20 protein-coding genes and 3 rRNA genes are annotated in these 24,607 nt (G+C 62.9%); 4 read left to right on the top strand and 19 right to left on the bottom strand.

Going from position 1 to position 24,607, the window contains the following annotated elements; all coding sequences use genetic code 11:
* The first annotated feature begins 29 nt into the window (after positions 1–29).
* The 3 genes from AADZ55_RS16725 to AADZ55_RS16735 all read left to right on the top strand — a co-directional run bounded on the left by AADZ55_RS16725 (position 30) and on the right by AADZ55_RS16735 (position 3,728).
* Positions 30–1,655 (top strand): adenylate/guanylate cyclase domain-containing protein, encoded by a 1,626-nt coding sequence (locus AADZ55_RS16725; protein WP_085324904.1) that lies wholly within the window; start codon positions 30–32, stop codon positions 1,653–1,655.
* A gap of 79 nt (positions 1,656–1,734) precedes the next feature.
* The gene (locus AADZ55_RS16730) at positions 1,735–3,222 is read left to right on the top strand and encodes a DNA-3-methyladenine glycosylase 2 family protein (RefSeq protein ID WP_085324903.1); all 1,488 of its coding nucleotides are present in this window, start codon (positions 1,735–1,737) and stop codon (positions 3,220–3,222) included.
* Positions 3,219–3,728, top strand: coding sequence for a methylated-DNA--[protein]-cysteine S-methyltransferase (locus AADZ55_RS16735; RefSeq protein ID WP_085324902.1), 510 nt, complete (start codon positions 3,219–3,221; stop codon positions 3,726–3,728). Before AADZ55_RS16730 ends, AADZ55_RS16735 begins: the two co-directional genes overlap by 4 nt.
* Before the next feature lie 48 nt (positions 3,729–3,776).
* Here the strand turns inward: AADZ55_RS16735 and rrf are convergent.
* The 4 genes from rrf to murA all read right to left on the bottom strand — a co-directional run bounded on the left by rrf (position 3,777) and on the right by murA (position 10,417).
* A 5S ribosomal RNA gene (gene rrf, locus AADZ55_RS16740) occupies positions 3,777–3,890 on the bottom strand.
* Positions 3,891–3,966: 76 nt separating this feature from the next.
* Positions 3,967–7,080, bottom strand: a 23S ribosomal RNA gene (locus AADZ55_RS16745).
* Positions 7,081–7,363: 283 nt separating this feature from the next.
* Positions 7,364–8,897: ribosomal RNA gene (locus AADZ55_RS16750) — 16S ribosomal RNA — on the bottom strand.
* Together the 16S, 23S and 5S rRNA genes form the textbook arrangement of a ribosomal RNA operon.
* Before the next feature lie 263 nt (positions 8,898–9,160).
* Complete coding sequence (gene murA, locus AADZ55_RS16755; protein ID WP_085324975.1) at positions 9,161–10,417, bottom strand: UDP-N-acetylglucosamine 1-carboxyvinyltransferase; 1,257 nt, start codon at positions 10,415–10,417, stop codon at positions 9,161–9,163.
* Between the two features lie 67 nt (positions 10,418–10,484).
* On the opposite strand from murA, the gene AADZ55_RS16760 reads away from it, so the two are divergent.
* Positions 10,485–11,066 carry a cob(I)yrinic acid a,c-diamide adenosyltransferase gene (locus tag AADZ55_RS16760; RefSeq protein ID WP_085324901.1) on the top strand — a complete coding sequence of 194 codons (582 nt, stop codon included), beginning with the start codon at positions 10,485–10,487 and terminating at the stop codon, positions 11,064–11,066.
* 37 nt (positions 11,067–11,103) lie between these two features.
* Here AADZ55_RS16760 and AADZ55_RS16765 read toward each other — a convergent pair whose 3' ends face one another.
* The 15 genes from AADZ55_RS16765 to rpmE form a co-directional block, all read right to left on the bottom strand.
* Entirely contained in the window at positions 11,104–11,547 is a 444-nt protein-coding gene (locus AADZ55_RS16765) for a DUF2550 domain-containing protein (RefSeq protein WP_085324900.1), read from the bottom strand.
* Between the two features lie 7 nt (positions 11,548–11,554).
* On the bottom strand, positions 11,555–11,920 hold the full coding sequence (locus tag AADZ55_RS16770; RefSeq protein ID WP_085324899.1) for a F0F1 ATP synthase subunit epsilon: 366 nt from the start codon (positions 11,918–11,920) through the stop codon (positions 11,555–11,557).
* 42 nt (positions 11,921–11,962) lie between these two features.
* Positions 11,963–13,396, bottom strand: coding sequence for a F0F1 ATP synthase subunit beta (gene atpD / locus AADZ55_RS16775; RefSeq protein ID WP_085324898.1), 1,434 nt, complete (start codon positions 13,394–13,396; stop codon positions 11,963–11,965).
* Between the two features lie 38 nt (positions 13,397–13,434).
* Entirely contained in the window at positions 13,435–14,352 is a 918-nt protein-coding gene (locus AADZ55_RS16780; RefSeq protein ID WP_085324897.1) for a F0F1 ATP synthase subunit gamma, read from the bottom strand.
* 6 nt (positions 14,353–14,358) lie between these two features.
* A complete protein-coding gene (atpA, locus tag AADZ55_RS16785) occupies positions 14,359–16,008 on the bottom strand; it encodes a F0F1 ATP synthase subunit alpha (RefSeq protein ID WP_085324896.1) in 1,650 nt (549 codons plus the stop codon).
* 44 nt (positions 16,009–16,052) lie between these two features.
* Positions 16,053–17,393 (bottom strand): F0F1 ATP synthase subunit B/delta, encoded by a 1,341-nt coding sequence (locus tag AADZ55_RS16790; protein WP_085324895.1) that lies wholly within the window; start codon positions 17,391–17,393, stop codon positions 16,053–16,055.
* 6 nt (positions 17,394–17,399) lie between these two features.
* Positions 17,400–17,924 (bottom strand): F0F1 ATP synthase subunit B, encoded by a 525-nt coding sequence (locus AADZ55_RS16795; protein WP_085324894.1) that lies wholly within the window; start codon positions 17,922–17,924, stop codon positions 17,400–17,402.
* Between the two features lie 29 nt (positions 17,925–17,953).
* Positions 17,954–18,199 carry a F0F1 ATP synthase subunit C gene (locus AADZ55_RS16800; protein WP_003406686.1) on the bottom strand — a complete coding sequence of 82 codons (246 nt, stop codon included), beginning with the start codon at positions 18,197–18,199 and terminating at the stop codon, positions 17,954–17,956.
* A 45-nt stretch (positions 18,200–18,244) separates the two neighbouring features.
* Positions 18,245–18,997 carry a F0F1 ATP synthase subunit A gene (gene atpB / locus AADZ55_RS16805; RefSeq protein WP_085324893.1) on the bottom strand — a complete coding sequence of 251 codons (753 nt, stop codon included), beginning with the start codon at positions 18,995–18,997 and terminating at the stop codon, positions 18,245–18,247.
* Positions 18,990–19,475: an ATP synthase subunit I gene (locus tag AADZ55_RS16810; protein WP_085324892.1), complete on the bottom strand. Its 486-nt coding sequence runs from the start codon at positions 19,473–19,475 to the stop codon at positions 18,990–18,992. The genes atpB and AADZ55_RS16810 overlap by 8 nt, the downstream gene beginning before the upstream one ends.
* Positions 19,476–19,728: 253 nt before the next feature.
* Complete coding sequence (gene rfe / locus AADZ55_RS16815) at positions 19,729–20,955, bottom strand: UDP-N-acetylglucosamine--decaprenyl-phosphate N-acetylglucosaminephosphotransferase (protein WP_085324891.1); 1,227 nt, start codon at positions 20,953–20,955, stop codon at positions 19,729–19,731.
* Between the two features lie 97 nt (positions 20,956–21,052).
* Positions 21,053–21,706, bottom strand: coding sequence for an L-threonylcarbamoyladenylate synthase (locus AADZ55_RS16820; RefSeq protein WP_085324890.1), 654 nt, complete (start codon positions 21,704–21,706; stop codon positions 21,053–21,055).
* A gap of 412 nt (positions 21,707–22,118) precedes the next feature.
* Positions 22,119–23,054, bottom strand: a complete 936-nt coding sequence (gene prmC, locus AADZ55_RS16825; RefSeq protein WP_085324889.1) for a peptide chain release factor N(5)-glutamine methyltransferase — start codon at positions 23,052–23,054, stop codon at positions 22,119–22,121.
* Positions 23,051–24,124, bottom strand: coding sequence for a peptide chain release factor 1 (gene prfA, locus AADZ55_RS16830; protein WP_085324888.1), 1,074 nt, complete (start codon positions 24,122–24,124; stop codon positions 23,051–23,053). The genes prmC and prfA overlap by 4 nt, the downstream gene beginning before the upstream one ends.
* An 89-nt stretch (positions 24,125–24,213) precedes the next feature.
* On the bottom strand, positions 24,214–24,453 hold the full coding sequence (rpmE, locus tag AADZ55_RS16835) for a 50S ribosomal protein L31 (protein WP_085324887.1): 240 nt from the start codon (positions 24,451–24,453) through the stop codon (positions 24,214–24,216).
* Between the last annotated feature and the right edge of the window lie 154 nt (positions 24,454–24,607).

The raw sequence follows: 24,607 nt of genomic DNA on the forward strand, positions 1-24,607 counted from the left end.
GCGCGTTCGCTGGTTAGGCTGACGCCACCATGTCGGCCGAGAAGAGCGTGGCGCAGCGCCTGGGGCGGGTGCTCGAGACCCTAACCCGTCAGAGCGGCCGGCTCCCGGAGACCCCCGCGTACGGCTCCTGGCTACTGGGCCGGGTATCGGAAAGCCAGCGACGCCGGCGGATCCGCATCCAGGTCATCTTGACCGTGCTCGTCGTGGCGGCGAACCTGCTCGGAATCGGCGTCGCGCTGCTGTTGGTGACGGTCGCGATTCCACAACCGAGCGTGTTCGACGACGCGCCGGCATGGGTCACGTTCGGCGTCGTGCCGGCCTACATCGCGACCGCCTTGGCGCTGGGCACGTATTGGATTACCCGCCGGACCACGCTCGCGCTGCGCTGGGCGATCGAAGAGCGCCCACCTACCCACGACGACGAGCGCAATACCTTCCTGGCGGCCTGGCGAGTCGCCATCGTCGACCTCATCCTGTGGGGATTCGGCGCGGTACTGCTGACCACCCTCTACGGACTGGTCAACGGCATGTTCATCCCCCGCTTCCTGGTTGCGGTCACGTTTTGCGGCGTACTCGTCGCTACCGGCAGCTACCTGGTCACCGAGTTCGCGCTGCGCCCGGTGGCCGCCCAGGCTCTCGCCGCCGGACCACCGCCCCGGCGCCTGGCCCCGGGCATCATGGGCCGAACCATGACGGTGTGGCTGCTCGGCTCGGGCGTGCCCGTCGTTGGCATCGCCCTGTTGGCGACCTTCGAAATGGTGCTACGCAATCTCTCTTTGCTGCAGTTCGCGATGGGCGTGCTGATCATCTCGGCGGCCACCTTGGTGTTCGGGTTCATCCTGATGTGGATCATGGCCTGGCTTACCGCGACGCCGGTGCGGGTCGTGCGCGCGGCACTCAGGCGTGTCGAGCACGGTGATCTGCGCGGCGATCTGGTGGTGTTCGACGGAACCGAACTCGGTGAGCTGCAACGTGGTTTCAACGCGATGGTCGACGGCCTGCGCGAGCGTGAACGGGTACGCGATCTGTTCGGCCGCCACGTCGGGCGCGAGGTCGCCGCCGCCGCCGAACGCGAGCGACCCAAACTGGGCGGCGAAGAACGCCACGTCGCCGTCATATTCGTCGACATCGTGGGCTCCACCCAGCTGGTGACCAGCCAGCCTGCTGCCGACGTCGTCACGCTGCTCAACCGGTTTTTCGCGATCGTCGTCGACGAAGTCGACCGCCACAGTGGGCTGGTCAACAAGTTCGAGGGGGACGCCGCGCTGGCAATCTTCGGCGCCCCCAACCGCCTCGACCATCCCGAAGACGCCGCGCTGGCCGCCGCGCGGGCCATGGCCGATCGGCTCGCCAGCGAGATGCCGGAGTGTCAGGCCGGCATCGGGGCGGCGGCAGGCCAGGTTGTCGCCGGCAACGTTGGCGCCCGGCAACGGTTTGAATACACGGTAATCGGCGAGCCGGTCAACGAGGCGGCCCGGCTATGCGAACTGGCCAAATCACACCCCGGAAAGCTGCTAGCGTCTTCGGACACACTGCGCGGCGCCAGCGAAAATGAACGTGCCCGTTGGTCTTTGGGCGAGACGGTGACACTTCGCGGACACGATCAACCCACCCGGCTGGCCTCGCCGCGCGAGCCCGCCGAACCCGGCCGGTAATCGCGGCGCATCGGCCCGCGCCCACATTGATGTCGATTTTCCGCTAGTCATGTCGCCGGGCAGGTGAAATGGTCGAACTGTGCATGAAGATTTCGAACATTGCTATCGAGCCGTACAGTCCAAGGACGCTCGGTTCGACGGCTGGTTCGTCATCGCGGTACTGACCACGCGGATCTACTGCCGGCCCAGCTGTCCCGTCCGGCCACCGTTCGCCCGCAACGTGAGGTTCCTACCAACCGCAGCGGCCGCTCAGCGGGAAGGCTTTCGCGCCTGTAAGCGGTGCCGTCCCGACGCGTCTGCGGGATCTCCGGAGTGGAATGTCCGCGGTGACGTCGTCGCCCGGGCAATGCGGCTGATTGCCGACGGAACCGTGGACCGCGACGGTGTCACCGGCCTTGCCGCCCAACTCGGTTACACCACTCGCCAGCTGGAGCGGCTGTTGGCGGCCGAGGTCGGCGCCGGCCCGCTTGCTCTGGCCCGCGCCCAACGCGTGCAGGCCGCCCGGGTGCTGATCGAGACCACAGACCTACCCTTCGGCGATGTCGCATTCGCCGCCGGGTTCTCCAGCATCCGTCAGTTCAACGACACCGTGCGCCTGGTGTGCGACACCACCCCGACGGCATTGCGCAAGCGCGCTGCCACCCGATTCGGTTCTGGCGCAACGTCAGCGGGGGTGGTGTCGCTACGGCTGCCGGTCCGCGCACCATTCGCCTATGAGGGTGTCTTCGGTCATCTGGCGGCCACCGCCGTGCCGGGTTGTGAAGAAGTCCGCGACGGTGCGTACCGGCGCACGCTGCGGCTGCCGTGGGGCCACGGCGTCGTCAGCCTGACGCCGGCACCCGATCACGTGCGCTGCCAGCTCGTACTCGATGATTTCCGCGACCTGATGACCGCTACTGCACGTTGCCGACGGCTGCTGGACCTGGACGCCGACCCCGAGGCGATAGTCGAGGCGCTCAGCGATGACCCGGACCTGCGCGCGGTGGTGGCCAAGGCACCCGGACAACGCATTCCCCGCACGGTCGACGAGGCCGAACTCGCCGTCCGCGCGGTACTTGGCCAACAGGTATCGACCAAGGCCGCTCGCACGCTCGTGGGCAGACTTGTCACCGGCTACGGAGAGTCGGTCCACGATCGCCATGGCGGATTGACCCATGCCTTCCCGTCCGTCGCGCAGCTCGCTGAGATCGATCCCGCTCATCTGGCGGTCCCCAAGGCGCGCCAACGGACACTGAGCGCACTCCTGGCCGGACTTGCCGACGGAAGCATCGCGCTGGACGCCGGGTGCGATTGGTCACGCGCACGCGGCCAATTGCTTGCGCTGCCGGGGGTCGGTCCCTGGACGGCGGAGGTGATCGCGATGCGCGGCCTGGGCGACCCGGACGCGTTTCCCGCCAGCGATCTGGGTTTGCGGCTGGCCGCCAAGCAGCTGGGCCTGCCGGCGCAACAACGAACCCTTGTGGAGCACAGCGCCCGGTGGCGTCCTTGGCGCTCCTACGCCACCCAACATTTGTGGACCACGCTTGAGCACCCGGTAAACCATTGGCCACCAAAGGAGATCGCATGATCCACTACCGCCGCATTGAGAGTCCGATAGGACCGTTGACCCTGGCCGGACATGGCTGCGCGCTAACAAATCTGCGGATGGCCGACCAGACCTATGAGCCGAGCCGCGTCGGCTGGACACAACATGACGAGGTGTTTGCCGACGCCGTCGACCAACTCGAAGCCTATTTCGCCGGCGAGCGCACCGAGTTCGATGTGGAGCTCGACCTGCGAGGCACGGAATTCCAGCGGCGGGTGTGGAAGGCATTGCTGACAATCCCCTACGGGGAAACCCGCTCCTATGGAGAGATCGCTGAACAGATCGGCGCCCCCGGTGCGGCACGCGCCGTCGGGTTGGCCAACGGGCGGAATCCCATCGCCATCATCGTTCCGTGTCATCGCGTCATCGGCGCCAGCGGAAATCTCACCGGGTACGGTGGCGGAATCGACCGCAAACAAGCCCTGCTCGAACTGGAGAATAGCCGGGCCCCCGTGAATTCGACCAAGAATTTGACGCTATTCGATTAGCGGATACACAAAAGCACCCCCTATTTGGAAGGGGGTGCTTTTGTGTATGTTCGGCGGTGTCCTACTTTTCCACCCTGACTGGGCAGTATCATCGGCGCTGGCAGGCTTAGCTTCCGGGTTCGGAATGGGACCGGGCGTTTCCCTGCCGCTGTGACCGCCGTAACTCTATTTATTTGATTATGGTGGGGGGTGTGGTGTTTCGCGCCTTTCGGCGTGAGTGGATTGTGGTTGCGATGTGTGTTGTAAGTTTTCGGCCGGTTAGTGCCAGTTCCCTGCACCCATTGCTGAGCTTCCAGGTCTGGCCTATCAATCCAGTGTTCTGCTGGGGGCCTTATCCCTCTAAAAGGGTGAGAAGCCTAATCTTGGAGAAGGTTTCCCGCTTAGATGCTTTCAGCGGTTATCCTGTCCGAACGTAGCTATCCAGCGGTGCCCCTGGTGGGACAACTGGTGGACTAGAGGTTCGTCCGTCCCGGTCCTCTCGTACTAGGGACAGGTTTCCTCAAGCTTCTGACGCGCGCGGCGGATAGAGACCGAACTGTCTCACGACGTTCTAAACCCAGCTCGCGTGCCGCTTTAATGGGCGAACAGCCCAACCCTTGGGACCTGCTCCAGCCCCAGGATGCGACGAGCCGACATCGAGGTGCCAAACCATCCCGTCGATATGGACTCTTGGGGAAGATCAGCCTGTTATCCCCGGGGTACCTTTTATCCGTTGAGCGACACCCCTTCCACTCGGGGGTGCCGGATCACTAATCCCGACTTTCGTCCCTGCTTGACTTGTAGGTCTCGCAGTCAAGCTCCCTTGTGCATTTACACTCGCCACCTGATTGCCGTCCAGGTTGAGGGAACCTTTGGGCGCCTCCGTTACATTTTAGGAGGCAACCGCCCCAGTTAAACTACCCGCCAGGCACTGTCCGTGAACCCGATTCAGGGTTCGACGTTAGATGCCCAATACGATCAGAGTGGTATTTCAACAATGACTCCGCCTCAACTGGCGTTGAGGTTTCACAGTCTCCCACCTATCCTACACAAACCGTACCGAACATCAATACCAAGTTGTAGTGAAGGTCCCGGGGTCTTTTCGTCCTGCCGCGCGTAACGAGCATCTTTACTCGTAGTGCAATTTCGCCGAGTCTATGGTTGAGACAGTTGGGAAGTCGTTACGCCATTCGTGCAGGTCGGAACTTACCCGACAAGGAATTTCGCTACCTTAGGATGGTTATAGTTACCACCGCCGTTTACTGGGGCTTAAATTCTCCGCTTCACCCTTGCGGGTTAACGGGTCCTCTTAACCTTCCAGCACCGGGCAGGCGTCAGTCCGTATACATCGTCTTGCGACTTCGCACGGACCTGTGTTTTTAGTAAACAGTCGCTCCCCACTGGTTTCTGCGACCGGATCCCGCTCCCACCGCAAGGGTGTTCACGATATTCCGGTCCCCCTTCTCCCGAAGTTACGGGGGTATTTTGCCGAGTTCCTTAACCATAGTTATCTCGTACGCCTTGGTATGCTCTACCTGACCACCTGTGTCGGTTTGGGGTACGGGCCGTGTGTGTGCTCGCTAGAGGCTTTTCTTGGCAGCAGAGGATCACTGAATTCGCCTCAACCGGCTATGCATCACCTCTCAGGATTGGTGAGCGACGGATTTGCCTATCGCTCTCCCTACGGGCTTGCCCCAGTATTACCACTGACTGGTACAGCTACCTTCCTGCGTCACCCCTTCGCTTGACTACTACCAGCGAAGTTCCCACGCAGCGCCAGAACTCCACGCCCCCGAAGGGGAGTGATCGATCCGGTTTTGGGTGGTTAGTACCGCTGATTCATCACGGGCGCCCACACACGGGTACGGGAATATCAACCCGTTGTCCATCGACTACGCCTGTCGGCCTCGCCTTAGGTCCCGACTCACCCTGGGCGGACTGGCCTGGCCCAGGAACCCTTGGTCTTTCGGCGGGCAAGGTTCTCACTTGCCTTGTCGCTACTCATGCCTGCATTCTCACTCCCCCACCCTCCACCACCGGTCACCCGGTGGCTTCGCTGAATGAGGGACGCTCCCCTACCCACACCTACATAAGTAGATGTGCCGCGGCTTCGGCGGTGTGCTTGAGCCCCGCTACATTATCGGCGCACAATCACTTGACCAGTGAGCTATTACGCACTCTTTCAAGGGTGGCTGCTTCTAAGCCAACCTCCTGGTTGTCTTTGCGACTGCACATCCTTTTCCACTTAGCACACGCTTTGGGGCCTTAGCCGGCGATCTGGGCTGTTTCCCTTTCGACGTACGGAGCTTATCCCCCGCCGTCTCACTGCCACGCTTGACACCACGGCATTCGGAGTTTGGCTGACGTCAGTAACCTAGTAGGGCCCATCGGCCATCCAGTAGCTCTACCTCCGTGGTGAACCACGCAACGCTGCACCTAAATGCATTTCGGGGAGAACCAGCTATCACGGAGTTTGATTGGCCTTTCACCCCTACCCACAACTCATCCCCTCAGTCTTCAACCTAAGTGGGTTCGGGCCTCCACGCGGTCTTACCCGCGCTTCACCCTGGCCATGGGTAGATCACTCCGCTTCGGGTCCAGAACACGCCACTACACACGCTCACGCGTGATACGCCCTATTCAGACTCGCTTTCGCTGCGGCTACCCCACACGGGTTAACCTCGCGACATGTCCCTGACTCGCAGGCTCATTCTTCAAAAGGCACGCCATCACCCCACGAGGAGGCTCTGACGGATTGTAGGCACACGGTTTCAGGTACTCTTTCACTCCCCTCCCGGGGTACTTTTCACCATTCCCTCACGGTACTAATCCGCTATCGGTCATCGAGAAGTATTTAGGCTTACCGGGTGGTCCCGGCAGATTCACAGCAGATTCCACGGGCCCGCTGCTACTCGGGAATTGATACAAGGCAGGTGCCGGGTTTTCGCGTACCGGGCTCTCACCGTCTGCGGCAGACCATCCCAGGCCACTTCCGCTAACCACGACACTTTCTAACTGCCCCTCAGCCGGGTAGAGCTGAGACGTATCACTCCCACAACCCCGCACACACAACCCCTACCCGGTTACCCATGCGTGCGGTTTAGCCGTTTTCCGCGTTCGCTCGCCACTACTTGCGGAATCACAATTGTTTTCTTCTCCTACGGGTACTGAGATGTTTCACTTCCCCGCGTTCCCCCCGCACCCTATATATTCAGGTGCGGGTAACACGACATCACTCGTGCTGGGTTTCCCCATTCGGAAATCCTCGGATCCACGCTCGGTTGACAGCTCCCCGAGGCTTATCGCAGCCTCCCACGTCCTTCATCGGCTCTCGATGCCAAGGCATCCACCATGCGCCCTTAGACACTTACAAACACAACAAAAACCAAAGAATATAAATTGCACAAAGAACACGCCACCGCTAACGGGCAGCGCATTCATTGATGCTCGCAACCACTATCCAGTTCTCAAACACCACACCCCACCACCAAGATGGTGGGGACAACACCGGCGAAACACACGCAAGTGTTGCCTCAGGACCCAATAGTGTGTTGGTGGCTCGTTTGTTGTTGCGCACCCGGCTTTCGCCCACTACAGGCGAGAACCCCTCACGGCTTACGCCCCACCAGTTGGGGCGTTTTCGTGGTGCTCCTTAGAAAGGAGGTGATCCAGCCGCACCTTCCGGTACGGCTACCTTGTTACGACTTCGTCCCAATCGCCGATCCCACCTTCGACAGCTCCCTCCCAAAGGGTTAGGCCACTGGCTTCGGGTGTTACCGACTTTCATGACGTGACGGGCGGTGTGTACAAGGCCCGGGAACGTATTCACCGCAGCGTTGCTGATCTGCGATTACTAGCGACTCCGACTTCACGGGGTCGAGTTGCAGACCCCGATCCGAACTGAGACCGGCTTTAAAAGGATTCGCTTAACCTCGCGGCATCGCAGCCCTTTGTACCGGCCATTGTAGCATGTGTGAAGCCCTGGACATAAGGGGCATGATGACTTGACGTCATCCCCACCTTCCTCCGAGTTGACCCCGGCAGTCTCTCACGAGTCCCCACCATTACGTGCTGGCAACATGAGACAAGGGTTGCGCTCGTTGCGGGACTTAACCCAACATCTCACGACACGAGCTGACGACAGCCATGCACCACCTGCACACAGGCCACAAGGGAACGCCTATCTCTAGACGCGTCCTGTGCATGTCAAACCCAGGTAAGGTTCTTCGCGTTGCATCGAATTAATCCACATGCTCCGCCGCTTGTGCGGGCCCCCGTCAATTCCTTTGAGTTTTAGCCTTGCGGCCGTACTCCCCAGGCGGGGTACTTAATGCGTTAGCTACGGCACGGATCCCAAGGAAGGAAACCCACACCTAGTACCCACCGTTTACGGCGTGGACTACCAGGGTATCTAATCCTGTTCGCTCCCCACGCTTTCGCTCCTCAGCGTCAGTTACTGCCCAGAGACCCGCCTTCGCCACCGGTGTTCCTCCTGATATCTGCGCATTCCACCGCTACACCAGGAATTCCAGTCTCCCCTGCAGTACTCCAGTCTGCCCGTATCGCCCGCACGCTCACAGTTAAGCCGTGAGATTTCACGAACAACGCGACAAACCACCTACGAGCTCTTTACGCCCAGTAATTCCGGACAACGCTCGCACCCTACGTATTACCGCGGCTGCTGGCACGTAGTTGGCCGGTGCTTCTTCTCCACCTACCGTCAATCCGAGAGAACCCGGACCTTCGTCGATGGTGAAAGAGGTTTACAACCCGAAGGCCGTCATCCCCCACGCGGCGTCGCTGCATCAGGCTTGCGCCCATTGTGCAATATTCCCCACTGCTGCCTCCCGTAGGAGTCTGGGCCGTATCTCAGTCCCAGTGTGGCCGGACACCCTCTCAGGCCGGCTACCCGTCGTCGCCTTGGTAGGCCGTCACCCCACCAACAAGCTGATAGGCCGCGGGCTCATCCCACACCGCTAAATCGCTTTCCACCACAAGACATGAATCCTGTGGTCCTATTCGGTATTAGACCCAGTTTCCCAGGCTTATCCCGAAGTGCAGGGCAGATCACCCACGTGTTACTCACCCGTTCGCCACTCGAGTATCTCCGAAGAGACCTTTCCGTTCGACTTGCATGTGTTAAGCACGCCGCCAGCGTTCGTCCTGAGCCAGGATCAAACTCTCCAAACAAAACCTAGACGCTCCCGTTCATAGGAAGCCTAAGGAATTCAGAAATATCCTGACAAAACAAACGGCCATACCCCCGACAACGGGGCATCAAGAGTATGGCCAAAAAACAACAACAAAAATGTAAAACCACCAAACACACTATTGAGTTCTCAAACAACACTCTTGCTTGTTTCTGCCCGCTTCGGGGCAACCCTGCCAGCTTAATACAAATCCTGTAGTGAAGTCAAGCCGGGCTTCAGTCATCCATGTGCGATGACAGTCGGCTAGCAGTATACCCGTTCGATCTCGGCGCCGAGACTGGCCAGGTTCTCCACGAACAACGGATATCCGCGATCGATGTGGAATACGTCGTGGACCTCGGTGTCACCGTCCGCGACCAGCCCCGCCAGCACCAGGCCCGCCCCGGCACGGATGTCCGAACACCAGACCGGCGCGCTCGACAGTTGCGGAAGACCCCGCACCACGGCGTGGTGCCCGTCGGTCCGAGCGTCCGCACCGAGCCGGATCATCTCTTCGACGAACCGGAACCGCGCCTCGAACACGTTCTCCGTGATCATCGATGTGCCATCGGCGATCGAAGCCAAGGCGATCGCCATCGGCTGCAGATCCGTGGGAAAACCGGGAAACGGCAAGGTCGCAACGTTGACAGCCTTGGGGCGTTCGTACTGCGTCACGCGGAAACTGTCGTCGGTCTGGGTGACGGTAGCGCCCGCGTCGTGCAACTTGTGCAGCACCAGCTGCAGGTGCGCCGGGTCGACACCCGTCACCGATATGTCACCGCGGGTCATCGCAGCAGCAATGCCCCACGTGGCGGCGACGATGCGGTCTCCGATCACCCGATGCTCGGTCGGATGCAGGCGCGGGACGCCGGTGATCGTCATCGTCGGCGAACCCGCACCTTCGACCTGTGCGCCCATCTGGTTCAACATCGTGCACAGGTCGACGACGTCGGGTTCTCGCGCCGCATTGTGAATAGTGGTGACGCCCTCGGCCAGCACGGCGGCCATCAAGATGTTCTCGGTGGCTCCCACCGAGGGGAACTCCAACTGAATCTCCGCACCGCGCAACGTCTCTGCCTGGGCCACCACGCAACCGTGCTCGATGTTGCACTGGGCGCCCAGTTGCCGCAGGCCCGCCTGGTGCATATCCAGCGGACGGGACCCGATCGCGTCACCACCCGGCAGCGCGACCCTGGCCTGCTTGCACCGCCCGACCAGCGGTCCCAGCACACAGACCGAGGCACGGAATTGCCGCACCGCAGCGAAGTCGGCGTCGTACTTCGGTTCGTCGGGTGAGGTGATCCTCGCGACGTCGCCGTCGAGTTCGACGGTGGCGCCCAGACCACGCAATACCTCCGCCATCAGCGGCACGTCGAGGATGTCGGGGCAGTTGGTGATCGTGCTGGTGCCTTCGGCGAGCAAGGTCGCGGCCATGAGCTTGAGCACGCTGTTCTTGGCACCCCCGACAGCGACTTCGCCTGATAACCGGTTGCCACCAGTCACGACGAAACGCTCAGCCACCCGGTCAGTGTAGTAAAGCGGTATTGGCTTGTCAGTCAGCCAAGTCAGCCGGCGGTACGGTTTGTTCATGGCCGTCCACCTGACCCGCATCTATACCCGAACCGGCGACGACGGAACGACGGGATTGAGCGATTTCTCCCGGGTCGCCAAGACCGACCCCCGACTGATCGCGTACGCGGACTGCGACGAGGCGAACGCCGCTATCGGCGTGGCAATCGCGCTTGGCAGCCCCGACCAGCAAATCACGGATGTGTTGCGGCAGATCCAGAATGACCTGTTCGACGCGGGAGCGGATCTATCGACCCCCTTGAAAGATCCGGTGGAAAGCCCCGGGCATCCTGCGCTGCGAATCACCCAGTCCTATGTCGATCGGCTCGAAGGGTGGTGTGACGCATATAACGCTGAACTGCCGGCACTGAAATCCTTTGTCCTACCCGGTGGTTCACCCCTATCGGCGTTATTGCACGTCGCCCGCACCGTCGTTCGTCGGGCGGAGCGATCGGCGTGGGCCGCAGTCGACTCTCACCCGGATAGCGTCGGCGTATTTCCGGCGAAATACCTGAACCGGCTGTCGGACCTGCTGTTCATCCTGTCTCGGGTGGCCAATACCGACGGTGACGTGCTATGGCGGCCGGGCGGCGAAAGCTGAATCAAGCGAACGCAGCTCGCTTGAGATTGCCGCTGGCTCAGACACTGCGGCGGCGCGCGCGCGGCGAAGGCCGGGACTCCAGCCAGGAGAGGAATGCGGTCAACGCGCCCCTGTCGAGCGCGATCTCGTAACCTTCCCTTCGGTCCTGGGTGCCGTCACGCAGTTCCACGACAACAATCTCGTCGGTCATGATGTCGAACTCGTCGCCACGGGGTGCGCGCCGGGAAATGATTTCCACGCCTCGTCTGCTGAGCCGACGATCCGGCCACAGGCGCAGACTGGATAGCCGGTAGAACGCTGCCTCGCCGCCGCGATAGCGGATCACGCCGTGCCGCCAGCCGTGACCTCCGATCGCGGGGATGTCCCGCATGATCCCAGCCGTTCCGCCCTGGCGCAGCTTCCACAGTCGATAACTCAAGGCCAGAACTGCCGACCCCAGAACGACGACGAGCACGACCATGCCGATCATGGGCGCGCTCATCGGTGTGCTAGTCGATCGCGCCGACGGCGCGCAATCGGGCGCGCCCCCTGGCGGCGATACGGGGATCGTCGGACTCGGAATCGCGTTTAGCGGCGCTCTCGTCGATCTCCGACTCGAACTCGGCGGATTCGGCGAGAATGCTGATCCCCTCCTCGGTCACCGACAGGAAACCGCCATCCACCGCGACCCGCAGATCCTTTTCTCCTTCCCGCTCGACCCGCACCATGGCGTCATCGACCAGTTGGGCCACCAACGGAATGTGGCGGGGCAGGATGCCGATCTCGCCGACGGTGGTGCGGGTGAAGAGGAACTTTGCCTTGCCCGACCAGATCTTCCGGTCGACGGCGACGATCTCAATGTTCAATTCGGCCATGCCACACCACCTTTCATCGCCCCTTTCAAGCCGGCTGAACTCCTACAGCTTGGCGCCGAGGCTCTCGGCCTTCTTCGCCAAGTCGTCGAGACCACCGATCAAGAAGAAGGCCTGCTCGGGTACGTGGTCGAACTCACCCTTGCACAAACGGTCGAATGCCTCGATGGTCTCCTTCACCGGAACGGTCGAACCCGGCTGGCCGGTGAATTGTTCGGCCGCCATCATGTTCTGCGACAGGAAGCGCTCAATCCGCCGCGCCCGTCCGACCAACTGCCTGTCCTCCTCAGACAGCTCGTCGATGCCCAGGATCGCAATGATGTCCTGAAGGTCCTTGTATCGCTGCAGGATCCGGATGACCTCCTGCGCCACGCGGTAGTGCTCGTCACCGACGACGCCGGGGTCCAGGATGGTCGAACTCGACGCCAGCGGGTCCACGGCGGGGAAGATGCCCTTGGAGAACACGGCACGGGACAACTCCGTAGTCGCGTCCAGATGCGCGAACGTCGTCGCCGGAGCCGGGTCGGTGTAGTCGTCGGCGGGCACATAGACCGCCTGCATCGAGGTAATCGAACGTCCCCGCGTTGAGGTGATGCGCTCCTGCAGCTCGCCCATCTCGTCGGCCAACGTGGGCTGGTAGCCCACCGCCGACGGCATGCGACCGAGCAAAGTCGACACCTCCGAACCGGCCTGGGTGAACCGGAAGATGTTGTCGATGAACAGCAGCACGTCCTGGCCCGCCTCGTCACGGAACCATTCGGCCATCGTCAGCGCGGACAGCGCAACCCGCATACGGGTGCCGGGCGGCTCGTCCATCTGACCGAATACCAGCGCGGTGTCCTTGAGGACATTGGCTTCGGCAAGCTCAACCCACAGGTCGTTGCCCTCGCGGGTACGCTCCCCCACACCCGCGAACACCGACGTACCACCGAAGTTTCGCGCGATGCGGTTGATCATCTCCTGGATCAGCACCGTCTTACCCACCCCGGCACCGCCGAACAGTGCGATCTTGCCGCCACGCACATACGGAGTCAGCAGATCGACGACCTTCAGCCCGGTTTCGAGCATCTCGGTGCGTGGCTCCAGCTCCTCGAAGGCCGGCGGCTTGCGGTGAATCGACCAGTGTTCGAACTCTTCGCCGTACCCCGGCTCGTCCAGGCAATGACCCAATGCGTTGAAGACGTGGCCCTTCACCTCTTCACCGACCGGCACGGAGATCGACTTACCGGTGTCGGTCACCGCGACGCCGCGCACCAGGCCGTCGGTCGGCTGCAGCGAGATCGTGCGCACCAAGTTGTCGCCGAGATGCTGCGCCACCTCCAATGTGAGGGTTTTGGCCAGCGACTCGAAGGTGATCTCCGCGTTCAGCGCGTTGAACAGCTCCGGGATGGAACCACGCGGAAACTCGACGTCGACGACGGGCCCGGTGACCCGTACCACGCGGCCGCTGGTGTCGGTTTTCTCAGTCGTAGCAGTCATATCTTCTTCGCTTCCTCGTGGGGCTAACCTAGCTTGGCCTAGCGGGCTTCGGCGAGCGCATTTGCGCCACCGACGATTTCGCTAATTTCCTGGGTGATCTGGGCCTGCCGCTCGCGGTTTGCCATCAGCGTCAGGGCCTTGATCAGGTCGTCTGCGTTGTCGGTGGCCGACTTCATCGCACGTTGCCGCGAGGCCAGCTCCGATGCCGCGGACTCCAGCAGCGCGGCGTACACGCGGGTAGTCAGGTATCGAGGTAGCAGCGACTCGAACAACGTCGTCGCGTCCGGCTCGAACGAGTACAGCGCGCGCGGTCCGGCATCTTCCTCGACGTACTCCACCACCATGGGGGCGATCCGGTGGGCCTCGGCGGATTGCGACAGCATCGACTTGAACTCGGTGTAGACGATGTGCAGTTCGTCGACGCCCTCGTCGGTATCGGACTGTTGATCCTCGCCCTCACCGGTGCCCAACATGAACGCATCGACCAAGGTCGAGGCGATCTCCGCGGCATTCTCGTACGTGGGTTGCTCGGAGAAGCCCGTCCACGACTCGGTGATGTCCCAGTTCCGGAAGCTGTAGTAGTTCTGCGCCTTCCGGCCCACCACGTACAGCACCGGCGTCTTCCCTTCCCCCCGCAGCAGGGAGAACAGCTCCTCAGAGCGACGGAAAATGCTGGCGTTGTACGCGCCGCACAAACCACGATCAGACGAAACCACCAGCACGCCTGCCCGTTTCGCCTCCGCGCGCTCCGCGAGCAGCGGATGGTCCAGGGCGGCTTCGGCGGCCAGGGTGGTGAGCATCCGGGTGATCTCGAAGGCGTAGGGCCGGGCGGATTCGAGCCGAGCCTGGGCCCTGGCGATACGCGACGTCGCGATCAGCTCCTGGGCCTTGGTGATCTTCTTGATCGACCCCGCCGAGCGGATCCGCCCGCGTAGTTCGCGAAGTGTGGCAGCCATGGTTAGCTATTTCTTCTTCTTCGGCGCCGGCTTTTTGACCTTTACCGCTTCCTTGGCAAGCTTCTCCTCGTCGAGGGCCTCGACATGTTCGTCGGGCACCACCGAGCCGCCACCGGTGGCCGCGAAGCCCTTCTTGAAGTTCTTGATGACCTCGGTGAGCTTGTCTGCGGTTTCGTCGGTGAGCTTCTGGCTATCCCGGATCTCAGTCAGGATCTCTTCTTCGGAGGCCCGCATGTGGTCCAGTAGTTCGGTTTCGAATCGCCGGACGTCCTCGACTGGCACCGAGTCCAGGTGGCCTCCGGTGCCCAAGAAGATCGAGACCACTTGCTCCTCAACGGGCATGGGTTGAGATTGCGGCTGCTTCAGCAGCTCGACCAGCCGGGCGCCACGCTCTAGCTGCGCCTTCGATGCGGCATCCAAATCGGAAGCAAAGGCGGCGAAGGCCTCCAGCTCGCGGTACTGCGAAAGGTCCAACCGCAGACTTCCCGCCACCTCTTTCATTGCCTTGATTTGCGCCGCGCCGCCGACCCGGGACACCGACACACCGACGTTGATGGCCGGCCGGACCCCCTGGTTGAACAGGTCGGTCTCGAGGAAGCATTGCCCGTCGGTGATCGAGATGACGTTGGTCGGGATATAGGCCGAGATGTCATTGGCCTTGGTCTCGATGATCGGCAAACCGGTCAGCGAGCCGCCGCCGAGGTCGTCGGACAATTTGGCGCAGCGTTCCAGCAGGCGCGAGTGCAGATAGAACACGTCGCCGGGGTAGGCTTCGCGGCCGGGCGGACGCCGCAGCAGCAGCGAGATCGCACGATATGCCTCGGCCTGCTTGGTCAGGTCGTCGAAGATGATCAGCACATGTTTGCCCTCGTACATCCAATGTTGGGCGATTGCCGAACCGGTATACGGGGCAAGCCATTTGAAGCCGGCGGATTCCGACGCCGCGGCCGCGACGATGGTCGTGTATTCCATCGCACCGCCCTCCTCCAACGTGCGGCGCACGGCGGCGATGGTGGTGCCCTTCTGCCCGATGGCCACGTATACGCAGCGCACCTGCTTCTTGGGATCGCCGGACTCCCAGTTCTGCCGCTGGTTGAGGATGGTGTCGACACAGACTGCTGTCTTGCCGGTCTTGCGGTCGCCGATGATCAGCTGGCGCTGGCCGCGACCGATCGGGGTCATCGCGTCGATAGCCTTGATCCCGGTCTGCAGCGGCTCCTTCACCCCTTGCCGCTGCACCACCGACGGGGCCTGAAGCTCCAGCGCGCGCCGAGTATCGGACTCGATGTCGCCGCGCCCGTCGATCGGCTGGCCGAGCGGATTGACCACCCGCCCCAAGAACCCGTCGCCAACCGGAACCGAGAGGACTTCGCCGGTGCGCTTGACCTGTTGGCCTTCTTCGATGTTCTCGAAGTCGCCCAGGATCACCGCGCCGACGCTGTGCTCGTCGAGATTAAGTGCGACGCCAAGGATTCCACCCGGGAACTCGAGCAGCTCCTGGGTCATCACCGATGGCAAACCCTCGACGTGTGCGATGCCATCCCCGGCATCGACAACGGAGCCGACTTCCTCACGGCTGGTGTCGGAGGTGAAGGAGCTTACATACTCTTCGATTGCGCTCTGAATGTCATCAGCGGGGATTGTCAACTCAGCCATGGCTTTTCGTCTTCCTACTTCCGTTTGTGCTGACTAGTTCGGGTTCAGTCGGGCAGTTGCGCTTCGGCCGCGGTGAGACGAGACGAGAGCGTACCGTCGATCACCTCGTCACCGACCGCGATGAGCAGTCCACCCAGCAGTGTGGCGTCGATCTGCAGTTGCACGGTTACAGGGTGACCGTAAATGCGGCTCAGCACCTCGGTGAGGCGAGTGCGCTGGGCATCGCTGAGTTCGGCCGCCGCGCCTACTTGGGCGACGACTTCGCCGCGGCGCGCCACCGCAACTTCGGCCAGGAACACCACCGACGCCTCAACCGGCTGACCCCGCAACAGCTCGACGGTCTGGGATAGCAGCGCGACCACGACCGGGTTGACGGTGCTGTCGGCGCGCTCAAGCACCTTGCGCAGCAACTGGACTCGGCCTTCGGCTGGAACGGCGTAGTCGCCCAACAGGATGGCAAGCCGGGGCTGCGCGTCGAGAATGCGGGAGAACCGGAATAACTGGTCTTCTACCTCGTCGACCTGACCATCACGCTCGGCAACTTCCAACAACGCCTGTCGCGACACGTGCTCGATGGCATCGATCAGATCGGAATTGGCCGACCAGCGCTCCGATACGGCCGCCCGCAACACGTCGAGTGTGGGCGCGCCGACCTTGCCGGACACCAGCCGCTCGATCAACCGGACCCGGGGCGCCGCGTCCTCGGCCGGCACGGTGAGATAGCGGGTGACGACGGCCTCGCGGTCCAGCAGTCTCCCTACCGACACCAGCTCGCCGGCAAGGGTGCTAAGTCCCTGATTGTCCAGGTCCTTGGCTATAGCGCCGAACCGACCCACCAGGCTGGTCAGCGCTCGCCGGCTCGCCGAGCGCATCTTGGCCAGCAGCGGGTACTCGATGTCGGCCACAGCGGGCGCCATCGCATCGAGCTCGTCTAGGAAGCGGTCGACGGTGGCCGACTGTTGCGCCGGGTCGGCGACGTGGTCACGTACCAATTCCCTTGCCTGGCGCACCGATTCGTGGCCGAGCTCCAGACGAAGCTGACGGGTCAGCTGTGCCCGGACGAGGTCGACCTGGCGGGCACCCTGCACTTTGATGCGTTCCGCCTCGACGCCGGCCTGCGTCTCCAATTGTTCTGCGATGCGTTCGGCGTCCGTCCTGGCCTCTTCGACGACCCGTTGCGCCTCCGACTTGGCCTCTTCAACCGCCTTCGCGTGCGCCTGACTCGCCTCCGCCAGCCGCTTGGCGGCCGCCGCCGCGTCCGCCAACTGTTGGCGCACCGTGTCCTGCCGTGCCGACATCAACCGCCCCACGAGCGGCACGACAAACCGCCACACCAGATAAACGATGACCGCGAACCCGAACAGCTGTCCGATAAATGTCGACATCCGCAGTTACCTCGTCGCAGCTGAGGCGGTCAGGTCGACACCGAGAATTCGACTGGCCAGCGTCGCCGACATCGCGCCCACGTGGGCATGCAGATCCAGTTCCACGGCGTCCCTCTCCCGCTTCAGTTGCTCGTTCGCCGATTGCAACGTCGATGCCACCTGCTGCTCGGCACGGGCGCGCGCGTCTTCGACGACCTTACGGCCCTCTGCCCGGGCATTATCGCGGAAGGTCGAGGCCTGGACTCGCGCTTCGGTCATGGCTTCTTCGTAATCGGCCTGGGCCGCGGCGAACTGCTCGGCCGCATTCTTGCTGTCGGCCAGCGTCTTAGTGACCATGGCGTCACGTTCCCGCAAGACCTTCAAGATCGGCGGCACCACGAAGGTGCCAATGACGCCGAGCACCACCAGGAAGATCGCCAGCACGACGAAAAAGGTGCCGTTAGGAACGAGGAAGTTGTTGGTCTTGCCGCCTTCCTCTGCTCCCTCTGCTACCTGGCTGGCGGCCAGGACAATAGAGCTCATTTCACCCATTGCTACCCATTACAACGGTCAGCGACGAATTACTTGACGGGGGTGGCGAAGACGAACAACGCCATAAAGGCCAGATTGATGAAGTAGGCCGCCTCGACCAAACCGACCGTGATGAAGAACGGAGTGAACAGCCGTCCCTGCGCCTCGGGTTGCCGGGCGACGCCGGAGATAAGCGCGTTACCCGCGACGCCGTCACCGATACCGGCGCCGATGGCGCCGCCGGCCATGATCAATCCACCGCCAATAAGGGCGCCGGCAGCGATAGTGGGGTCCATTTCCTTTATCCTCCTTGATAACTCTGGTATCGGATTACCACCGTCTTAGTGGTGTTCGTCTTCTAGCTCCATGGCTTGGCTGAAGTACAAGATTGTCAGCAGCGCGAAAATGAACGCCTGGATCGCGCCGACGAACAAGTCAAACGCTTTCCAGATCGCATTCGGCGCCCACATGATGTACGGCGGAAACAGCGCGATCAGAGCGACCAGAATGCCGCCGGCGAAGATGTTGCCGAAAAGTCGGAGCGACAGCGAGATCGGCTTGGCCACTTCTTCGACGAGGTTGATCGGCGCCAATATCGCCACGTGACCCTTGAGCAGCTTGATCGGGTGTCCGACGATGCCGCGGCGCCAAATTCCGGCGGTGTGGTAGCAGACAAAGACGAACAGAGCCAGCGCCAGCACGTAATTGATGTCCGCGGCTGCCGGTTTGAGCAACTCGGTGGTGTGCCCTTGTTTGTCGGTGTACTGCACGGGGAGGACGGACAGCCAGTTGGAGATCAGGATGAACACGAAGATGGTCACCGCGAGTGGCAACACGAACGGAGCAATCCGCATCCCGATGGCGCCTTCGACCTGATTGCGCATCTGGATGGTGATCGCCTCGAAGAACAACTGCACGCCCCCGGGCACGTCCGTCGAGGTGACCTTGGCGCGCAGATAGAAGGCCAGCGCGATCACGATCACCGCGGCGATCGCTGTCGACAGCACCGTGTCGGTGTTGACGGTCATCCCGAGCCACGTAGCCGTGTGGTGCTCGCCCACCTCGATCTGGGCGGCCAGGATCGTCTCAGTCATCACTCGCGCTGCTCCCTTCCGATCCCGCCGACTGGCCCTTGGAAGAATAGGTTGTGCCCGGCTCCGCGGACGCAGTCCGCAACTTTTTCCAGACCGGCAGCGCCGTCGATGCCACCAGTAGCACCTGGAAGAGCGCCAGGCCGAACACCACGCCCAATCCGGCCGGCCGGAAAATATAGGCGATGATCAGTCCGAGGATGGTGATAATCGCCAGTCGCGACGCCGAGTTGATGGCCATCGAGCTTTTCAGCGGATGTTCCTTCGCGGTGATCGAGTCGACCGAGCGTCGCACCAGGAGGGCATTGAGCAAACCCAGTAGCAACCCGATGCCCAAGAACACCCCGACCATCACGTGACCGGACAAGCCGGCGACGAGCATCGCCACTGCGGTCAGTACGACGCTGATGAAAAAAAGGCGAATCGGACGGAAAGCAACAGAGGGAAACACCAACGGCGCGTCTTGCGCTGGTGTCGTCACTGCAGCACCTCATCCCGGGTTGATGGAGCGGAAACCGCCCGATCGACTGATCGGTGGCCCGCCGAGCGTATCGCAGTCGTCGCGCTGGAAACACCCAAGGGGTAGCTCCCTATGTCGGTCGTGAATCGGCGCGACCGGATACACATCCGATGGGCCGGGGGGCCGGCAACCCGCGAGGTTTCTTTCGGGGTTCTACCAGCACCGTACCACAAGGAACACGCCGCTACTACTCCTTGTCGTAGACTCGGCCAGCTCAGTCCAAGTCCGGGTCGTACTCCTCGTCGTAATAGTCGTCGCTACGGCGCAACAGCGGGATCAATGTCGCGACGCCGGCGACCACGAGCGCGCCCAGCATCACCGCCGCGGTGTCGCGCGGGTCGAAGAAGATCGAGCTCGCGGCGCCGAAGGCAACGATGCCCACCCACAGGTAGATGATCAGCACCACCCGGCGATGTGAATGGCCGATCTGCAGCAACCGGTGGTGGAGGTGCATCTTGTCGGGGCTGAACGCGCTGCGGCCCGCACGGGTGCGGCGCACGATCGCCAGCAGCAGGTCGAGCATTGGCACAAACATGACCGCCACCACCAGTAGGAACGGCGACAGCAGAGCAAACACGTCGCGAGCGCCGTACGCATTCTGGGAGATCGGCCCGGCCGCGGTGGTGGAAGCGGCGGCGAGCATCAAGCCGATCAGCATCGATCCGGAATCGCCCATGAAGATCTTGGCCCGGTGGAAGTTGTGTGGCAGAAAGCCGAGGCAGGCGCCGGCGAGCACGACCGAGATCACGGCCGGCGGGTAGTACAAAACGTCACCACCGTGGTCACGAAGCAGACCCACCGAGAACATGCAGATCGCCAGTGCCGTGATGAGGCCCAGTCCGGCGGCCAGCCCATCGAGACCGTCGACGAAGTTCATCGCGTTGACGATCGAAACGGTCAGCGCCAGGGTGAGCAGGATCGAGGAAGCCTGGTCCAACACGATGGTGCCGACACCACCTATCGGGATGTACAGGACACTCCAGGCGACCCCCATGGTGACCAGCACGCTTGCCGCGGTGATCTGGCCGGCGAACTTCGTCAGCGCATCCAGGCCCCAACGGTCGTCGATCAGACCGATGCCCATGATCACCGCACCGGCCACCAGCACCGCGGGCATCCCGGTGGAATAGACGAACCCCCGGGTGAGTGCCGGTAGCTGGGAGGCAAGAAAGACGGCGCCGACAATGCCGAGGAACATCGCCAACCCACCCATCCGAGGGGTTGGCTGCACATGCACATCCCGTTCCCGCGGGTAGGCGACGGCTCCCAAGCGAGTGGCCAGCACCCGCACCGGACCGGTCGCGAAGTAGGTGACGATCGCCGCGGTCAACCCGACTAGCACAAGCTCGCGCAGCGGGACACCGGCACCGCCATAGGTCAGGGCGAGCAAGCCACCGGCAGGGCTGGCCACATCGCTGGACACCTCGAGACCGTACTGCACCAACCTGAGACTCCTATGACCGCTCTGCCACCGGCGCCGAGCGTGCATCCACGGCGAAAAATCGGCCGAATCTTCGCAGTGAGTGCACGTTCGGCGGCTAGCCGATCAAACTCGCCGTGTCCATCCCCAGCACTGTCGCGATCCGTTCGGTGCTGACCGGACCCTGCCGCAGCACGCGCGGGGTGCCTCCGGTCAGGTCGACGATCGTCGAAGCCGCCTGCTGTGCGGATGGACCCGCGTCGAGATAGACCTCGACGTGATCGCCGAGTTGACGGCGTGCCTCCACGGCGTCGACGGCCGGCGGCCGGCCCGAGACGTTGGCGCTGGATACTGCCATCGGCCCCACCTCACGCAACAACTCGATGGCAACCGGGTGCAGCGGCATTCGCAGCATCACCGTGCCGTGGGCATCACCAAGATCCCACTGCAGGGACGGCGCTTGCACCACAACCAGGCTTAGCGCGCCGGGCCAGAATGCGCGAATCAGTTCTCGGGCCCCATCGGGCATGGAGTAGACGAGCCCTTCGATCGTGTGCCAGGAGCCGACCAGCACACCCACCGGCATATCGCGTCCACGCCCCTTGGCCGACAGCAGCGCATCCACCGCGGTGCGGTCGAAGGCGTCGGCGCCGATGCCGTAAACCGTGTCCGTCGGCATCACAATCAGTCCGCCGGCCTTGAGCGCCCCTACCGCAGCAGCGATTCCGCGCGAACGTTGCTCGGGGTCAGCGCAGTCGAACGCTTCAGTCAATGGCGCCGCTCCTCATCATCGCTTCGCTCTGCATCGTCACGCCGCAAGTCAATGGCGCCGCTCCTCATCATCGCTTCGCTCTGCATCGTCACGCCGCAAGTCAATGGCGCCGCTCCTCATCATCGCTTCGCTCTGCATCGTCACGCCGCAAGTCAATGGCGCCGCTCCTCATCATCGCTTCGCTCTGCATCGTCACGCCGCAAGTCAATGGCGCCGCTCCTCATCATCGCTTCGCTCTGCATCGTCACGCCGCAAGTCAATGGCGCCGCTCCTCATCATCGCTTCGCTCTGCATCGTCACGCCGCAAGTCAATGGCGCCGCTCCTCATCATCGCTTCGCTCTGCATCGTCACGCCGCAAGTCAATGGCGCCGCTCCTCATCATCGCTTCGCTCTGCATCGTCACGCCGCAAGTCAATGGCGCCGCTCCTCATCATCGCTTCGCTCTGCATCGTCACGCCGCAAGTCAATGGCGCCGCTCCTCCCCCGCGAGCCGGCGCTGCTCGACCTGCGCGCCGTCACGAACCTGGGTCGGCCGGTCAGATCTGTGCAGGCCCGTACGCTTTCGAAGACTCCTGCGCCGCTGACTAACGCGACAGTCAGCGCCGATGTGGTGTCGTCATGCTCGACGGCAAACAGGCCACCGGGGCGCAACCAGCGCCCGGCGAGCCCGAGAAGCGCGGCTATCACCGCCATCCCGTCCGGCCCGCCAAACAGCGCATGATGCGGATCATGTTGTGCTACTTCGGGCTCCAGGACGGCATGCGAAGCTGGGTTGTCGGGAACGTAAGGCGGGTTGGCCACGACGAGATCGACCTGCCCGTCGAGTTCGGGAAGCAAGCCAGGCGTGGTGACGTCGGCGCGCACCAGTTCAACCGCGGTACCCGCCGCATTGCGCCGTGCGTAGTCAAGCGCGGCGACCGAGTCGTCGATGCCGAGGACCCGGGCCGCGGGGTAGTGCCGGGCCAGGGCGACCGCCAATGCACCAGAGCCGGTGCATGCGTCGACGATCAACGGCCGCGCCGGAAGCGGCTGCGCGGTGGCCCAGGCCAAGATGGCCTCGGTCTCCGGGCGCGGTATGAACACGCCCGGGCCGACCTGTAGCACCACCGGCCCGAATGAGACCGTCCCGATGAGATGCTGCAGCGGCACCCGCCGCGAGCGAGCGGTGACGACGTCGCGGTAACGCCCGAAGAACTCCTCGCCGGGCGGCTCGAGCAGTGGCAGCCGGCCGCGGTCCGTGCCCGCCAGGTGGGCGGCCAACTGTTCGGCATCGCAACGCGCTGAGTCGACCCCCGCTTCGGCCAACAGCGCCGCAGCCGAGTCGATGGCCCGCCGCAGCGTGGTCATGACTGTTGCAACCGGGACTGTTTGTCCGCGGCGGCCAGAGCGTCGAATAACGCGTCCAGGTCCCCGGCTAGAACCTGATCGAGATTGTGTGACTTGTAGCCGATCCGGTGGTCGGTGATCCGGCTCTCCGGGAAGTTGTAGGTGCGAATGCGTTCGCTGCGGTCCACTGTACGGATTTGGCTGGCCCGGTCCGCGGATGCGTCGGCCAGCGCCTGCTCCTCGGCGATTGCCTGCAGGCGAGCGGCGAGCACCTGCAACGCACGCGTTTTGTTCTGTAACTGCGATCGCTCGTTTTGACAGGTGACGACGATCCCGGTGGGCACATGGGTGATGCGAACCGCGGAATCGGTCGTATTAACACCTTGGCCACCCTTGCCCGAAGACCGGTACACGTCGACGCGCAGATCCGACTCGTCGATCTGCACCTCGCCAACTTCCTCCGGCTCGGGGTAGACCAGCACACCCGCCGCCGAAGTATGCACGCGGCCTTGGGATTCCGTTACCGGAACCCGTTGTACCCGGTGCACCCCGCCCTCGAACTTCATGCGCGACCATACCCCGTCGGCCGTGTCGCCCTTGCTAGCAATCGCCAACGTCGCGTCCTTGTATCCACCCAGATCCGAGGTGGTTTCGTCCAGCACCGTCACAGTCCAGCCGTGCCGCTCCGCGTAGCGGATGTACATCCTGGCCAAATCGGCGGCGAACAATGCCGATTCTTCGCCCCCCTCACCGGATTTGACTTCCAAGACGATGTCGTCGGCATCGTGCGGATCGCGCGGCGCCAGCATGTCGGTGAGCTGGACATCCAATTCGGCTACCTGGGCCTCCAATTCGGCGACCTCTGCGGTGAACGACTCGTCGGCGGCGGCCAGCTCGCGCGCCGTCTCAAGGTCGTCGCGTGCGGACGCCAGCTTGCGGTGGGTGGCGACGATCGGGGCCAATCGGGCAAACCGGCGACCGACCTTGCGCGCCTCGGCCGGGTTGCTGTGCAACTCGGGATCCGCCAACGCGAGCTCGAGCTCGGCGTGTTCGGCGAGCAGCACATCAATCGTCGACACCGGCTGCGTCATGTCAACCTCCCTTCCGCGAGCCCTGACCCCGAACGCGAACCGACGCCCGGCCTGTGCGGGTTCGCACAGTGCGGGCGTCGGTAGTCCAGCTATTTGTCGGTTGACTCCTTGTCGGCTCCGACCTTGCGCTTGCCGTACCGCTTCTCGAAGCGGGCCACCCGGCCACCGCTGTCGAGGATCTTCTGCTTTCCGGTGTAGAACGGATGGCACTGCGAGCAAACCTCGACCACAATGCGGCCTCCCGGCTTGGTGCTACGCGTCTGGAAGGTGTTGCCGCATCCGCAGATCACCGTGGTCTCTTCGTATGCGGGATGAATGCCAGATTTCATGCTGTCCTCTTCGATCGTTGGCGGCCGCCTGGCCCCCGGTCCGATGCGGCGGTCGGGAACTCCGAGAACCAAATGCGGTCCCGGATTGGGCCGAGAGCCGATTATGCCAGGTCAACCACCATCTCCCCAAACACCGAGATGCGTGGACGCATTC

The organism is Mycobacterium decipiens (assembly GCF_963853665.1).
GTDB classification, from domain to species: Bacteria; Actinomycetota; Actinomycetes; order Mycobacteriales; family Mycobacteriaceae; genus Mycobacterium; species Mycobacterium decipiens.